The following is a 15,340-nucleotide window of genomic DNA, read 5'->3' on the forward strand; positions in this document are numbered from 1 at the left end:
ACATCCGCCGACACCTCAGGACGCAACGACACCGTCAACCCACCCCGAACACAACGTCGACCTGCCCCACCAAGGCGGCGGAACAGGCCGACGTCACGTCGCAAGGGCATTCGCCCACGGCGTCCGGAGAACCGGGGCCGCCCCTCATACGTCCCGAGCGGTCACCTGGGTACCGTGCCGCACCCCTGGTGGGTCGTGACCACGACGTTGACCGGCTGGGTCGGGAAGACCAGTTGGACACCGGCCGTCGGGTTCTGGGAGGTCACGATGCCCTCGGTCCCGTTGCAGTTCTTCTGCACGGAGGCGAACATCGCCCGGCCCGCCCCCGCGAGGAGCGCCGCCGCGTCCGCTTGGGCCATGCCCACCACGTTCGGGATCGTGGCCAGCGCCATGCCCTGGCCGTACAGTCCGGAGAACGAGTACGACGCGCCCGGGCTGGTGCCGGGGGCCATGCCCAGCGACACGTTGGTCACGGTGTCGAGCGGGTTGACGTTTCGCAGGCTCCCGTCGCTGCCCTGGGAGTAGAAGTTGCCGCCGAAACCGGCGGCCGCGGCGATGACGGCCGGGCTGGTCCCGGGTGCGTAGGTCACGCCCAGCTTCGTCGCCGCACCCGTTCTGGCGTCCACCCGGTACAGGCTCCCGTCGATGTGGTGGACCGCGGCGACCACCGGGCCGCCGGTCGCCGCGACGGTCGCCGCCGCGATGGCTGGGCTGGTCCCGGCCGCGAGCGGCACCTGGAGGTTCTTCGGGGCCCCGTCGGGGCCCACCACCCACAACGTTCCGCTGCTGCTGCCGTGGAAGGCCATCATGTGCCCGCCGGACAAGAGCGGGCAGATCGCCGGGTTGGTGTTCTGCGCCACCTGGAACCCCGTGGAGGACGGCGGACCCGTCGGGGGCACCTTCCAGATGGTGCCGTCGGTGTGACGGAAGACGATGGTGAACTCGGCGACGTTCGCGTACGACGCGGAGACGACCGGGCTGCTGCCGACCGCCACCGGCAGCCCCAGGTTGTGCACCACCCCCGCGACATCCACCGTGGTCAGAGTGCCGGAGCCCGACTGGACGGCGATCAGCACCTGGCCGGTGCGGGCCATCGCGATCGAGGGGCTGGTGCCGGCCTTCATCGGCTGCCTCAGGTCGGTGGCCTTCCCCAGCTGGTCGATCATCACCAGCGAGTTCGCCGCCGACTGGAACACCGTGATCGGGGGTCCGGACTCCGCCGGCGACGCCGACGCCGGACTGGTGTGGGGAGCCATCGCCTGCGCGAGGTTCTTCCCCGTCCCGCCGGCCTGGCCGTCCCACAGCTGCCCGGTGCTGGCCTGGACGAACACCGCGTTGCCGACGGGCTTGGGCATGGCAATGGTGAACGGAGCCGGAAGCACCAACTGGGTATTGCGGTCCGACGCGGTGCCCCGCCGGGCACTGGCGCGCTCCGTCGGGTCGTTGACGGCCAGCTCACGGGCGAGCGCCGCCAGTGCCTTGGGGTTGCTCAGGTCGCCGCCATTGCTCAGCGGCGCGTCGATGTCGACGATGGTGGTGAAGATCGACAGGGTCTTGTCCGAGCCGGCCGCCATTTCGATGATGCGGCTCTGGGAGGGCCAGTCGATGTGGGAGGCGGTGTTGATCTCCCAGAACCCCCCGGGAAGCCCGGTCACCAGGTCTGCGTAGTCCTGCTTGACGCCGCGCATATGGGCCTTGATGCCGTTGCGGTGGGTGTGGCCGTTGACCACCAGAACCACGTTGGGGTAACGCTGGAGAAGGACCTCGATCTGGTCGCGGTAAGCGTAGTTGTTCCCGACGATGTCACCGCTGGAATTGTTGATCGAGTCGATGGTGTGGTGGCAGAACAGGACGAAGAGCTTGTCCTTGACCCCGGACTGGGTGACAACGGACTTGTGGTCGTCCGCGATGTATTTGGAACTGTTGGCCTTGAGCTTCGACTCGAGCCACTGCAACTGGGTGTTCGGCATCCGGCCGCCTGCGTTGCCGTCGTAATTGACGGTGTCCAGGGCGATGAACTGGATGAGATCGGTGACGTCGGAGGGGATGGTGTAGTAGCCGGCCGGCAGGTCGGAGGTGAAGCCGTGGCCCACCGGCAGCCCGCTGGTCTTCCGGTGCTCCGCCCGGAACTCCGCGGCGTCGAGCATGCGGCGGTCGGGATCGGCGACGACGGTCCCGAAGGTGAATTCGCTGATGAGTTCGTTGATGTCCCCGGGACCGGGATCGGCCGGGAATTCCTTGACGGAGGCGGAGCCGTCCGGCTTCCGGCTGCCTGTCGCGTAGCCGGAGATGTCGTCGACGATGCAGCCGACGAGGCCGCCGGGATGGACGGGGTAGTTGCCCTGGATCTCACCGTCGTGGTTGCCCATGGCGGCGTACCAGGGCATGCCCAGGCCGGTGGTGGTGTAGGGGACGCGGGCGGCGGCCAGCAGGCCGGGAACGGCGGGGAAGCCGTACAGCATCTGGTACTGGTCGGCGATGCCGTTGGGGTCCCTGCCGGCCTGCGGGTACCAGTAGGAGGGGTCGTGGACGGTGCCGGACGGGCCGCCGAACAGGTTGGAGACGCTCTGTTCCAGGCCGATCTGGCCGGAGTCGGCGCGCAGGTCGTAGCCGCCGTCGAGCAGTCCGATGTACCAGCGGGTCTCGTTGTACTGGCAATTGTCCACCATGTCGCCAGTGACCAGGGTGAGCGCCATCGGCAGCGTCGTCCTCGGGCCCCGGCCGATCTGGCGCAGCGACCGGCACATGGCGTCCACCAGGTGCGTGGACAGGAACTCCTGCGGCCGGTACGCCGAGTCCGTCGGGTAGTCCTGACTGTTGGGCAGGTCTGCCAGCCGGTCCAGGAATTCGGTGCGGCCCGGCGACTGGTCGTCCACCACCTGCATGTCGGTCATGTGGCCGAACGCCAGCAGCGCCAGGTCCACCGCCGGGGCCGTCGGGACCGAGCCCATCGTCCGCACCAGAAAGGGCTCGCCCGCGCCCATCGTCAGCTTGCGGTACCCGAGGCTGTTGGGCACGCCCGGGAGCACCGTCTGATCGAGCGTGGTCGGTGCGGTCAGGCCGCCGACGTCGGCGGCGGCACGCAGTGCGGTGGCCGCGTCGGCGGTACCACTGAATCCTCTGAGGCCGATGGCACTGGCCACCACGCCTGCGGCACCCGCGAAGAGTAGGTTGCGGCGGGTTAGCGTCACGTTGTTCTCACTTTCATCACCTCAATCGGTGATGTTGTCCGATGGTGCACTCCGTTTTTGCCTTCACACCGTCGCTCCGGCCGGCGGCGCGCCCCCTCCTGTAGTGCTCCTCAGTGCGTGTGCTCGTCCGGCATGCCCTCGCGAGTGTCGACCTCGTTGCCGTGGGTGTCGCGAACGGCGACCCGCCTCATCAGGAGCCGCATCGCCTTGGCCCGGCGGATCTCGCCCACCAGCGCCGTGTGACCGCCGAGCTGCATCGTCTGGTCGAAGTAGGTCTGCGGGGAGACGCTGACCCTCTTGGCGCGGTGGACGATCTCGGCGCGGTACTCGTCCTCGGTGACCTGGACCCCCTCGGTGTCCGCGACGGTGTCCAGGACGATGTGGCTGCGGGTGCGCTCCTCTGCGGTGGCTGCCATCGCCGCGCCGATCTGCTCGGCGGTCTCGCCGCGCTCGGCGAGGTGGTCCTCCAGAGAGACACCCAGCTTCTCCAGTTCGGCGAGCATCCACCGGCTGCGGTGCTCGACCTCGTCATGGACCACGTTCGCCGGAACCGGCACCTCGGTGCGGGCGACGATCTCGCGGAGCACCAGGTCGCAGGCCTTCCGCAGCTGCTCCGTCCGCTTGCCGCGCAGCAGCCGGTCGCGCAGCTCGCGCCGCAGGTCCACCAGGGTCGGCCGACCGGCCGCCCGTACCGCGAACGCGTCGTCCACCTTGGGCAGTCGGCGCTCCATGACTGCGACGACGCGTACCTCGAGGTCCGCATCCCGTCCCGACCACGGACCAGTGACGAGCGGCACCTGCACCACAGCCACACCACCGGACCCCAGTCCAGTGACCGCCGTGTCCAGCTGGGCGGGAAGCTTCTCCAAGTCGACCGCGTCCTCGTCGAGTTCGTCGGGTAGCCGGTGGGAGCCGACGTAGTGGATCACCCCGTTCTCCCCGCCGAACGGCACCGCCGCTCCGTCCACCGTGAGGCTCAGTTCGATCTGTGCGGCGTCACCGTCCCCTGCGGGCCGGTCGGCCTGCGTGAACGCCGCCAACTGATGCCGCAACTCGCTGATCTGCGCCTCGACTTCGTCCGCGGCCACCTCGACCGGGTCGACGGTCACCTCCAGACCGGTGATGTCCGGCACGGTGACCGCGGGGCGCACGTCCACGACGGCGGTGAATCGCAGCGGCTCACCGTCGCGGAACAGCTCGACCTGCGCCGTGGGGCGCCCCATGAGGCGCACGTCGTGCTCGAAGGCGGTGGAGTGGACGGCGGCCAGGACGGTCCGCTCCAGCTCCTGCGGCAGCACGAAGGTCCCAAGACGCTGGTCGATGGCCTGGAAGGGGAGTCGGCAGGCGGGCCACCGCTCCCCGTCCGTGCGCGCCGCCACCTGTCTGCAGACGTCCCGCAGCCCGGCGGACCACTCGGAGACGGGCACTTCGACCGCCATTCGGATCCGTGTCGGATCCAGCTCTTCCACACGACCAGCCACGTGGTTACTCCTCGGAAGTCCTACGGACAGCAGCACTTCGGGTACGTTCCACATCGTTCCCTCTCAGACCCCGGCGGCGTTCCGGCGTGCAGGCAGACGTCACCGTCTTCGGGCGCGGGGCGTTTCGGGGTACGAGCCGAAGGAGGCTGGGGAGCTCTCCCTGGGATGTTCAGCGGATCATCTCGGCCCCGTCGCGCAAGAAACTCTCGCGATGGGGCCGCCGAGCAAGACTTCACATCGACCATCGAATGCGGCGTGTGCGGCGGGCAGGTGAGCGCTGCGGATGCCCGGCTTCTGCCGGGCGGCCATCGGCTCGGCCCTCACCGCGGCGGGAGGGCTCCGCTGACCCGCCGCCAGGAGGCGATCGTCCGTTTGTAGGCGTCCGGCATGGTGAGCGCCGGAACCTCGTCGTAGGAGAAGAGCCCGAGTTCCTTGTGCTCGTGGGACACCCGGCAGCGGAGTGATGACCGTCCAACCGCCCTGCCCGGCGTGCGGGTGCGGACGGACTCGCCATAACGACGACAGTCGATCCGCGACCGCGGCGCGATCCGCTTCGGAGACGAGCACGACAGCGTGGCGTCCAGCACGGGCAGGATCTGCTTCATCGCCAGTGGGTGGCTGAAGAGGTCGTCAGCAGCATCCCACTCCTCACACCTGCACGACGACCTTACGACCCGTCAGGCGGGGAAGGTCGGGGCGGGACGCCCGCCGGGAGGGCTGCTCAACGGCGTCAGGGTGGGCGGCCGAGCCGGTCGCAGACCTACCTCGCACGGAGGGCGGAGTGTCCGTCGACCGTGGTGGACCTGGTGGCGATGGGCGGTGCCGGATTGCCCGAGAAGACTGCATTGCATGCCATTGGCGACTGCGCATAAGAAGATGTCTTACGTGGTGAGCTTGGCGAGTTTCTTGTGGTACGTCAGGTCGGCGGCGAGGCCGAGGAAGGCGAGGAAGTGGCTGCCTTTGCGTTCGTACCGGACGGTGAGGCGGCGGTAGCCGAACAGCCAGGAGATGGATCTCTCGATCTTCCAGCGGTGGCGTCCGAGTCGTTCGCGGGACTCGACGCCTAGACGGGCGATCCGGGCGGTGGTGCCGCGTTTCCGCAGCCGGAGCAAGACGTCGGCGGAGTGGTACGCCTTGTCGGCGCGGAGTTTGCCGGGTCGCCTCCGGTGGGGTCCGCGGCGGGTGAGGTGACCCCCGGAGTGTGGACACAGGGGTTCATGCTGCGAGTGAGAGTTTGGCTTTCTTGTGGTGCTGCTGTTCGAACTCCATCGGGGAGAGGCAGTTCAGCGCGCTGTGGCGTCGGCGGGCGTTGTAGTAGGTGAGCCACTGGAAGATCTCCAGCCTCGCCTGACGGAACGTCGAGAACAGCTTCCGGTGCATCGTTTCTCGTTTCAGGCCCTGCCAGAAGCTCTCGGCGAGGGCGTTGTCATAGCTCGAGCCGACCCGGCCCATGCTCCTGCGGATGCCGTACCGGTCGCAGACCTGGGCGAACGCGGCCGAGGTGTATTGCGATCCGCGGTCCGCGTGGAAGATCACTCCGGCGACGTTGCCGCCGCGGACCCTGACCGCTGCCTGGAGCGCATTGATGACGAGCTCGGCCCGCATGTGCGGGGCCATCGACCAGCCGAGTACCGGGCGGAAGCGGATGTCGATGACGCAAGCGAGGTAGAGCCACGCGGCTCCGATCTGCACGTAGGTGATGTCGCCGCACCACTTCTCGTCCAGAGTGCCGGCGGTGAAGTCCCGCTGGACCAGATCTGGCACCGCCGGCGCGAGCGGTCCGGGACCGTGGTCCGTTTCTTCTTCCGCAGGTGGCGGCCGACGATGCCGTGCTTGCGCATCAGCCTGGCCACCCGCTTGCGGTTGACCGTGTGACCGAAGCCGCCCAGTTCGGCATGGACTCGAAGCGCGCCGTAGTTACCGAGGTGTTCGGCATGGATCTCGCGGATCTCCTCGACCAGGACGTCCTCGGCTCCCTGCCGCTCCGACCGCTCCTGGTCGCCGGCGATCCACCGGTAGTAGCCCGAGCGGGAGACTTCCAGCACCCGGCATATCCGCTTGACGCCGAACATCCCGGCGTGGGCGGAGACGAAGTCCCAAGCGGCGGTCTTCACTTCATCTCCCGCGCGAAATAGGCGGCTGCCCGTCGCAGGATCTCCCGCTCGAGCTGCCAGTCCTTCTCCGCCTTGGCCAGCCTGGCGTTCTCTGCCCGCAGCCGGGCCAGCTCGGCCTCGGTGTCCTGCGACGCGCCGGAGGCGACCGGACGGTCTTCGGCGTCACGCACCCAGGTCCGCAGCGTCTCGGGATTGACGTTCAGATCGGCCGCGACGTCCCTGAACGTCCGCCTGCCTGCCGAAGCCCGCCACAACGCGATCGCGTCGGACCGGAACTCCGCACTGTACTTCGAGGGCCTTGCCACATGGATCTACACCTTCCAGGATCGACAAGATCCATTGTCAGGTGTGTCCACACCACGGGGATCGCCTCACACCGTGCAATACCTGCTCACCGCTCAAGGGGCAGGCCTGACCGTCGACGGCCAGTTCGGCCCCGCCACTGCCAGCGCCGTCCGCGCCTTCCAGACCGCCCACGCCCTCACCCCTGACGGCACCGTCACCCCCGCCACCTGGCAGACCCTGGTCACGACCGTGCAGCAGGGCGCGTCGGGCCCCGCTGTCCGTGCCGTCCAGGCCAAACTGGTCGCTCGCGGCAACTCCTTGACCGTCGACAGCCAGTTCGGCCCGGCCACCGCCGACGCCTGGCAGACCCTGGTCTCCTGACCCGGGCCCTCCCAGGGCCGACCGCCCACGCCCGCCTGGCTCGGCTCTGCCACGGAGATCACCTGCCGCCGGAACCACGTGGTTCCGGCGGCAGGCTGGGCGTGGGCGTTCGGCCGACCGCAACGGCGTCCGGTCCGGAACGTTGTCCCGCGTCGCGTGGATCACATGGCGCCTTCGGCGTCACGCGTTCTCCCCCGCGGCGGCCTGCAGTTCGGCGAGCCGCTGACGAGCCCGTTCAAGCAGCTTCCGAGGACTGTCGGTCTTGGGCGCCGCGTGGACGAATCGCCGGTAGCAGTCCGCTGCCCGCCCGGTGCGGCCAGCGGCGTCGTGGCACACCCCTTCCCAGTAGTGGGCGGTATGCGCATCCGGGTCGAGCCGTGCGGCCTTGCGCGCTGCCGCGATCGCGAGTGCCAGATCGCCTTCTCCCAACTTCTCGCGGTGCTCAGCCATCGCGGCCGCGTACTCCAGCAGCGCGCCGATGTCCTCGGGCGCCGTTCGGACGGTGTCCGCGGCGCTGGAGAGCCGTTGCCGGACCGCCAGCGCCGCTCGGCGTGCCCGCCCACACTTGGGGCACCGTCCGGGCGGCCCCGCCGCCGCTGACAGCCGCAGATCCTCGTACCAGTACCGCTGCTGTTCCGCAGGCCACACGAACGCTGTACCGCACTCCCGGCAGCGAAGCCCCTGATTCACGTAGAAGTACTTCGGGGGACGGCAGTGCGAGCAGAACCGGCTCTGCCGTGACGGGTCGCCGCGTACGGCTCCCTGCGCCAGGTCGGGCCGGAACTTCAGGTCGTAACCGTTCGGGAACCTATAGGGAATCATCCCGTAGAGCTGATGTTCCACCAGTTGGAAGCCACCGCCCCGGCGGCTGGCTCTGTCGCCCCGCAGACGACGGATGAGTATTTTCAGCACCAGCATTTTCGGGCCGCACCGCAGCCTTTCAGCGATCAGTGTGACGGGTCGGACACCCGACCGTCCCCGGAGCGGCTACGGCACGATCGACGTGTAAACCTGGCCGTCAACTCCCCAGGAGATGAAGTTCTCCTGTGTGTTGATGCACTGCGCCAGAAATGGGGACGATACAACCGGCCCGCATCCGATATCAGGACGGTTCACGATCACCGTGGTCAACTGGTACAGGTCAGCCACACGGAACGGAACGAAGGGGGTGGACTGTCCGACGCATCCGCCCTTCTTCGGGTCGGGCGGGTTGATAAAAGAAGTCGGGCCGGCATGATCCGCTAGAGAAATATCGCTGATCCATATTTCGTATTTCTGGCCGTTCTGGTTGCAGTTGTTCACGAAGTAGGAGTTGATCCTCCTCACGGTGTCCATGCTGGTGCTTGCACCAGGGGCCATCGGGCGGCCGGTGTCAACGAGCCGACCGCCGTCGGTGACTGTCCACAGATGGCCATTGGTGCCGTGGTAGGACATCTCGAAATTAGCGGCACCCAAGGCGATGAACTGTGCGGCGATCGAGGGGCTGGTGCCGTGGGCGACGGGCAGGTTGGCGGAGTTGCCGCCCGGGACGTTGCGGTTGCCACCGTCGCCGACCTCGGCGAGGTTGCCGTCCCAGGAGTTGATAACGGTCTCGTAGCCGCCGTTGCGCAGCCCGGTGATGGACGGACTGGTGCCCGGCCACATGGTGGCGGTGGTGTCGGTGGTGACGCCGGCGGAGTCGTAGGTGATCAGGTGGTTGGTGGTGTCGCCTTCGAAGGCGATCTTCCAGCCTCCTGATGGGCTGGCGGCTATGGACGGGCTGGAGGCGGGGATGTGCCCGATGGGGTGGGAGGTACCACCGGGGATCCCGGCGTCCTGTGAATACAGTTTGCCATCGGAGCCGACGAACGCGATCTCGTAACCACCGAACCCCAAGTGCACGATCGCCGGACTCATTCCGGTGTTCATAGCCGAATCGGTCTCGATCGCCGTACCGTCGGAGTCCAGCGTCCACAGCCGGCTGTCGGGCGCCTGGAACGCCAGCATCCAGTGACCGCTGTCGTCCGACGCGATCGCCGGGCTGGTGCCCGGCTGCACCCTCCGACCTGTGCTCTTGAAGATGGCCTGCTCCGGAGTGGCCAGATCGAGCATCCCGTTGCTGTCCTGGATCGCCCATTGGGCACCGCTGACAGCAGGAGTCGTCCCAGGCGCCATCGCGGGGTTGAATCCTGCTCGCGTGACCGCGTCGAAGGGGGAATCACGGTACGAGAAAGTTCCCCCGGGAGCCTGATAAGCGACGCTGTCCGGCTGTACGACGATACCCGAATCTGCCGTCGCGTTCGGAACTCCCAGCATCGTCGCAGCCAGCGCCGCACCACAGGCCAGTCCAACCCGGGTCATCGAGCGCATGGGATTCCTGGATCCCTGAGAACGAACTCTTCGTCTCAACATTATTTTTCGAACCTTATCGGTAGAGTGAAAATCACCGTGGCGAAAGACTCCTGCCCCTGCGGCAGTCCATAAGTCCGGCCGCCTCCCGTGTCCAGTGGACAACGAGGCAACCGCGCAATTGAAAGGCGTTCCACGACGTTCCATCATCCGATCGGATTTTGAACGCTCCCTCGAACGCCGTCATCCGACACATTCCGTCGACAATCCTGCCCGCGCCGACCGGTGACGCTCCTGCTCGAAATGGGAACAGCACAGAACGCACCGGAACGCAGGTGATACGCCCGCGCTCCAGCCCCAGCCAGCCACGACATGACCGGCTTGACCTTCGAATCCCGCAACATCTCGGTGCGGAACAACGGCGTCCGGTCCACCGCCGCTCCCGTGACTGCGGACAGCCTCACCGGTCCGGACTTCTCCTGCCCGGACCCTGTCTTTCAGAGGGCGTTGAGTCCCGTTCCGGATGATCTGGCGTCACCAGTTCGTTAGTGATGGGACGGTTCCGTCCGAGCGTCATGTCGTGTGCATGATGGGGTTGTTGGCGTGGAACGGATGCCGTACTCAGCCGACTTGTCCGACGAACAGTGGGCGTTGCTCGAGCCGCTGGTCACCGCGTGGAAGCAGGAGCGGGTGGCACGGTCGGCGACCGGTGATCCGAGCTCCTGCGACCTGCGGGAAGTCGTGAACGCGCTGCTCTACCAGAACCGGACGGGCTGTCAGTGGCGGCTCCTGCCACCCGACTTGCCGGCCTGGTCGGCGGTGTTCTACTACTTCACTCTGTGGCGCGAGGATGGCCTAGATAGGCGGATCCAGGAGATCCTGCGCTGCCAGGTGCGGGAGCGGGCCAGACGATTAGAGGACCCGTCCCTGGTGATCATCGACACCAGTCCGTCCGCGCGGCGGCCGGGGTGCCGAAGGCGACGACGGGACTGGACGCGAACAAGAAGACGCCGGGCAGGAAGCGTGGACTCGCCGTCGACATTTTGGGCGTGATCATCGGTGTGGTGGTCCTGCCGGCCAGTGCGCACGACAACGAGGCCGGCATCGCCCTGCTGGACCAGGCGCCCGAGCGGTGCGGGATGCGCCTGGAGAAGGCCCTGGTCGACCAGGGCTTCAAGGACGCCGTGATCATCCACGGCGCGGTGAACGACATCACCGTCGAAGTGGTCCGCCGCAACCCCGACGACCAGGGCAAAGCCTTCGTGCCACAGCCCATCCGGTGGCGGGTGGAACAGGTCAATGGGACCCTCATGCTCCACCGCCGCCTCGCCCGCGAATACGACCACCGGCCCGACAACGCCGCCTCCCGCGTCTACTGGGCCTCCACCGCCGGCATGCTCCGCCGTCTCACCACCACCACCCCCACCAGGCGAGACGCCATGGAGCTGGCCGCGTGAACGTCACCGAACTCCTTGGAACTCCTCAGCGAACAGCACGAACAGGCCAGCGCGCACAGGCGACCTGCGACAGCAGCTCCAGGAGCTGACCGCAGCCCTCACCGAGGCCGAGGGCCGACTCGCCGAGCTGGCTACCACCCGGAAGAACATCGCGAGCCTGATCCCCGCCCAAGGCACACCGCCGACCCAGCCGACCGCTGACACCTACCAACGGATCCTGACGCTGTTCAACGAGCACCCCAAACAGCCGTTTCGCGCCCGCGAGCTCCACGAATTGCTCGGCCTGCCCACCGGCGAGGCCACGGTGAACGTCACCCGCTCCCGCCTCGGGCGACTCGTCCGCCAAGGCATCCTCATCCAGCCCGGACGCGGCCAATACGAGAAACGGACTTAACGCCCTCTTAGGCAAGGGCCCCAGGCGCAGGGCGGCGCCCGGCGGTGTTCCGCCGGGCGCCGCGTGGTGCGGGGTGTTACTTGGCGAGAGTGGCGTTCGTGTTCTTGGCGAGGACGATTCCGGTGTCGTGGCCAGCGTTCTCGTCCGAGGAGGCGGTCCGCAGGTGGTCGCCGGTGCCGTGGAAGGCCATTTCGAAGCCGCCGCCGGGCAGCGCCACGATGGTGGGGCTGGTGCCGGGGGCGATGGGGAGGTTGTTGGCGACGTTGCGGTTGCCGCCGTCGCCGACCTCGGCGAGGTTGCCGTCCCAGGCGTTGATGACGGTCTCGTAGCCGCCGGTGGCCAGAGCGGTGATGGCTGGGCTGGTCGCGGGCCACATGATGGCCGTAGTGTCGACCGTGGTGCCGTGGGAGTCGTAGGTGACCAGGTGGTTGGTGGTGTTGCCCTCGAAGGCGATCTTCCAACCGCCGTTGGCGTCGGCGGCGATGGCCGGGCTGGAGGCGGGGATGTGGCCGATGGGGTGCGAGGTACCACCGGGGATCCCGGCGTCCTGCGAGTACAGCTTGCCATCCGAGCCGACGAACGCGATCTCGTAGCCGCCCGTCGACAGGTGCGCGATCGACGGACTCGTGCCGGTGTTCATCGCGGAGTTGGTCTTAATAGTGTTGCCCGCCGAGTCAAGCGTCCACAGCCGGCTGGTGTCGTCCTGGAAGGTGACCATCCACCCACCAGCACTGTCCGCCGCGATCGACGGACTGGTACCAGGCCACAACTTGTGCCCGGCGTCGGTGCCTTTGGCGCCACTCTTGCCCGCCAGCCACAGGTTGCCGTTGGTGCCGACGAACGCGGTCTGGTAGCCGCCGTTCGACAGACGGACGGTGGCAGGGGTGGTGCCAGCCTTGATGACGGCGCCCAGGTCCTGAGCGAAGCCGTCGGTGGCCGGGGAGGAGAGGTGACCAGCGCTGTTCTGGTAGGCGAAGTGGTCGAAGGTGGTCCAGCCTTCGAAACCGACGGGGGTACTGGCCTGCCCGTGGGTGTTGAGGCCGCCGGTGGAGTAGTTGCGGACGGTGTTGTTGGCGGCGTCGAGGCCGACCAACTCGATGCCGCCAGCGCCGCCGCCTTCCTTGACCGCGGAGACGGCGTGGACAGTGCCGGGAATCTGAGTCCAGGAGGTGCCCTGGTTGAGCGTCTGGAAGGTGCGATTGGCGGCGTCTGTGGCGAAGAGGTTGACGCGACCGCTCGAGTCGGTGCTCATGGTGACGGCGGTGAGTGACCCGGTGTGGGGGACCGCGGTCCAGGTGGTGAAGGTGTTGGCGTTGGCGCCGGTCTGCTGGGCGTGGAAGGCGCTGCCGGAACTGTTGACGCCGAACAGCTCGACCTTGCCGTCCTTGTTGGTCACCGCGGAGACCTGGGTGAGTGCGCCGTCCACGGTCGTCCAAGGAGTCCAGTTATCGACCGAGGGGACGGCCGGGACGGGTGCCCGCGAGGAGACGTAGTCGCCGTTGACGATCTGCTGGGTGGTGAGGATGGTGCCGGCGGTGGAAGTTCCGATGACCTGCAGGCTGCCGTTCTGGTTGCGGGCGACCCCGATCGAGTTGAACGTCCCGCCGCCGAGGCGGGTCCACGGAGACCAAGTGCCGTCATTGCCGGCGGTCAACTGCCAGCGCAGGTGGATGTTGCCAGTGTTGTCAAGGCCGAACATCTCGACACGGCCATCGCTATTGGTGGCGGAGGCCACGGACTTCAGGGTGACGCCGGCAGCGCTCTTCCAGCCGCCGAAGGTGGCAGCACCGAGGTTACCGTCATGGTCGGGAGTGAAGGCACCCAAGGCGACCGCACCCGAGACCGGATCAACCGTGACGGTCTCGATCGGCTTGAACACCTCGTCGCTGCCCGACTCGACCGCGGTGGCGACCTTGGAGCCCACCGGGGACGCGGCCGGCATCAGCTGACTCAGCGCAGCTGTGGCGAGCGGGGAACTCGTGGAAGCCACTGCCTGGTCGCTGGCGATGGTGTAGTCGCTCAGCGTGGGCATGGTGACGTGGAATCCGTCGTACGACCCCGTCACGGTGAAGGGGTTCGACCCGATGTTCCCGGTCGTGGTGGCCGGGACAAGGGTCGCGGGGTTGGTCGGGAACGGGATCTGGTAGCCGAAGCAGTGACCGATCCCGTCCACTTCGCCCGGGTTCAGAGTCCGGCCCGAGATGGGGAAGACACCGCACTTAGGGGCCTGCTTGGCCACGACCTCCTGATTGGCCTGGATCAGGTCCGTGGTCAGGATGTCGGTGTGCTGGCCGGCCTTGGCAGAGGCGAAAAGGGCGATCGGGCCGACGATGTTGAGGTCGAAGCCCAGCTGGTCCTGCGCCTTCGGGGTCTGCTCTGCGGGAATGTCGGCCTTGACGTCGGTCACCGTCTTGACGGCCATGTTCACGAAGGCAGCGAGCTGGTCCGGGGTCATCGTGTCGATGTTCTCGAACTGCTCGACGGTCAGATCGGCCTCGGAGTTCACGTTCGCCGTGACGACCGCGTCGATCTGACCAACGATCTGGGCCTGCGCTTGAGCGATCGCCGCCTTGATCGCGTCGAGTTCCGACGGTGGCTTGTTGCCAAGAACGTACAAGTTGAACAGCTGGTAAAAGGTCTGAATCTTACCCACATACCCCTGCACCGCAGCGGCATCGCCCAGGATCGTCCCCACCGGGCTAGGAGCAGCGGCGTGGGCGGGCGGAACCAGGGCGATCGACATCGCCGCGCTCATTGCGACCGCTGTGGCAGCGCTCACGAGCCGGGAAGCACGATTCATTCGCTTGCGCATTCGAGTCCTGTCTGAATTGCTAGAAGCATACGAATTTTGTGCGTGCCAACCCGTTCCATGCCCGTTCCAGCTGGCGCCGTCGGCTTGAAGCCGACAAGCGTCTGCATCCCCTCAAGATCCAAGTTTCCGCTTCCGTTTGCTCGGACCCAACGCTCTCCACACCTTGAACCCGTCGAAGACCGTCAGACTCCCGGTCAGGGGCACCGGATCGCAGGTCATCGTCGCCCGCTGACCAACCCGTACTCTGCCGCGTCACCGCTGGTCAGCCGACGGGGAGCCTTGAGTGTTCGCGTGCGAGATCGCCATGCGCACAGCACGCACACCTGCCGCCCTGAACGCGGACTCGCTGGAGTCGACTTCATGCCAGCGGGCCTGTGTGAGCACGGCTTTGGTGCCGAAGGCGGTCGAACACACCGATGAAGGAGGCCTTCACAGGCGGCGTCGCGAGACAGTTCCTGTCTGATGCCGGCCGCCGCGGCCTCACCGCACTCGGGCGGGAGCCCGGCCGGATCGACCAGGTTGACGAACTCGAGTATCTCGCCGCTGTCCGGCAGTGGTTCGAAGTCGACAGTGATCTCGGCGAACACGCGGCCCGCTCCCGTGAGCGGGCTGTGCCGGACCCGCACGCCGCGCACTGCCCGGGAAATCCTGCGGGCAGTCACCGGTTCTTCGGCCGTGGGCGTTTCACTCTCCGTGCAAGGTTTTCCGGCAACCTTCGCGCTGGCAGCTGGATGACTCCGACCTACGGTGAACCGTTCGTCAGCAGGAGAAAGAAGACGTCGTCCCGGTGGGCGAGCGTGGCGCCATCGGACGCGCCACCGTCGAAGCAGGCCAGGTCGGGACAGGGCGTCCCGGCCCAGTACCCGGTCGGCCGTTCCGAACGCCTTGCGCAGGAAG

The 15,340-nt window shown here is 67.4% G+C and carries 10 protein-coding genes and 2 pseudogenes; 2 read left to right on the top strand and 10 right to left on the bottom strand.

Annotated features, from left to right (window positions below):
- Positions 1-161 precede the first annotated feature (161 nt).
- From LNW72_RS00690 to LNW72_RS00705, 5 genes and pseudogenes are all read right to left on the bottom strand, one after another.
- Complete coding sequence (locus LNW72_RS00690) at positions 162-3,191, bottom strand: TIGR03767 family metallophosphoesterase (RefSeq protein WP_250973483.1); 3,030 nt, start codon at positions 3,189-3,191, stop codon at positions 162-164.
- A gap of 110 nt (positions 3,192-3,301) precedes the next feature.
- On the bottom strand, positions 3,302-4,672 hold the full coding sequence (locus LNW72_RS00695; protein ID WP_250973484.1) for a trigger factor: 1,371 nt from the start codon (positions 4,670-4,672) through the stop codon (positions 3,302-3,304).
- A gap of 320 nt (positions 4,673-4,992) precedes the next feature.
- Positions 4,993-5,121, bottom strand: coding sequence for a hypothetical protein (locus LNW72_RS41010; RefSeq protein ID WP_285369180.1), 129 nt, complete (start codon positions 5,119-5,121; stop codon positions 4,993-4,995).
- Between the two features lie 432 nt (positions 5,122-5,553).
- Positions 5,554-5,883, bottom strand: coding sequence for a transposase (locus LNW72_RS00700; protein WP_374117387.1), 330 nt, complete (start codon positions 5,881-5,883; stop codon positions 5,554-5,556).
- Between the two features lie 4 nt (positions 5,884-5,887).
- Positions 5,888-7,091: pseudogene (locus LNW72_RS00705) on the bottom strand (IS3 family transposase).
- Between the two features lie 73 nt (positions 7,092-7,164).
- Here LNW72_RS00705 and LNW72_RS00710 point away from each other — a divergent pair.
- Positions 7,165-7,452 carry a peptidoglycan-binding domain-containing protein gene (locus LNW72_RS00710; RefSeq protein WP_250973486.1) on the top strand — a complete coding sequence of 96 codons (288 nt, stop codon included), beginning with the start codon at positions 7,165-7,167 and terminating at the stop codon, positions 7,450-7,452.
- Positions 7,453-7,632: 180 nt separating this feature from the next.
- Here the strand turns inward: LNW72_RS00710 and LNW72_RS00715 are convergent, their stop codons facing one another.
- Together LNW72_RS00715 and LNW72_RS00720 are read right to left on the bottom strand one after the other, a co-directional pair.
- Complete coding sequence (locus LNW72_RS00715; RefSeq protein ID WP_250973487.1) at positions 7,633-8,295, bottom strand: zinc-ribbon domain containing protein; 663 nt, start codon at positions 8,293-8,295, stop codon at positions 7,633-7,635.
- 144 nt (positions 8,296-8,439) lie between these two features.
- Complete coding sequence (locus LNW72_RS00720) at positions 8,440-9,801, bottom strand: hypothetical protein (RefSeq protein WP_250973488.1); 1,362 nt, start codon at positions 9,799-9,801, stop codon at positions 8,440-8,442.
- A 582-nt stretch (positions 9,802-10,383) separates the two neighbouring features.
- On the opposite strand from LNW72_RS00720, the pseudogene LNW72_RS00725 reads away from it, so the two are divergent.
- Positions 10,384-11,237: pseudogene (locus LNW72_RS00725) on the top strand (IS5 family transposase).
- Positions 11,238-11,262: 25 nt separating this feature from the next.
- Here the strand turns inward: LNW72_RS00725 and LNW72_RS41965 are convergent.
- From LNW72_RS41965 to LNW72_RS41970, 3 genes are all read right to left on the bottom strand, one after another.
- Positions 11,263-11,583 (bottom strand): hypothetical protein, encoded by a 321-nt coding sequence (locus LNW72_RS41965; RefSeq protein WP_374117099.1) that lies wholly within the window; start codon positions 11,581-11,583, stop codon positions 11,263-11,265.
- Between the two features lie 124 nt (positions 11,584-11,707).
- A complete protein-coding gene (locus LNW72_RS00735; protein WP_250973489.1) occupies positions 11,708-14,284 on the bottom strand; it encodes a tectonin domain-containing protein in 2,577 nt (858 codons plus the stop codon).
- 411 nt (positions 14,285-14,695) lie between these two features.
- A complete protein-coding gene (locus tag LNW72_RS41970; RefSeq protein WP_374117100.1) occupies positions 14,696-14,857 on the bottom strand; it encodes a hypothetical protein in 162 nt (53 codons plus the stop codon).
- Positions 14,858-15,340: the final 483 nt, after the last annotated feature.

The organism is Streptomyces sp. RKAG293, from assembly GCF_023701745.1.
Lineage (GTDB): Bacteria > Actinomycetota > Actinomycetes > Streptomycetales > Streptomycetaceae > Actinacidiphila.

What these genes read in the sequence shown, in the direction of transcription:
- LNW72_RS00720 (WP_250973488.1), bottom strand. Translation starts at nt 9,801, where the DNA reads ATGCGCTCGATGACCCGGGTTGGACTGGCCTGTGGTGCGGCGCTGGCT.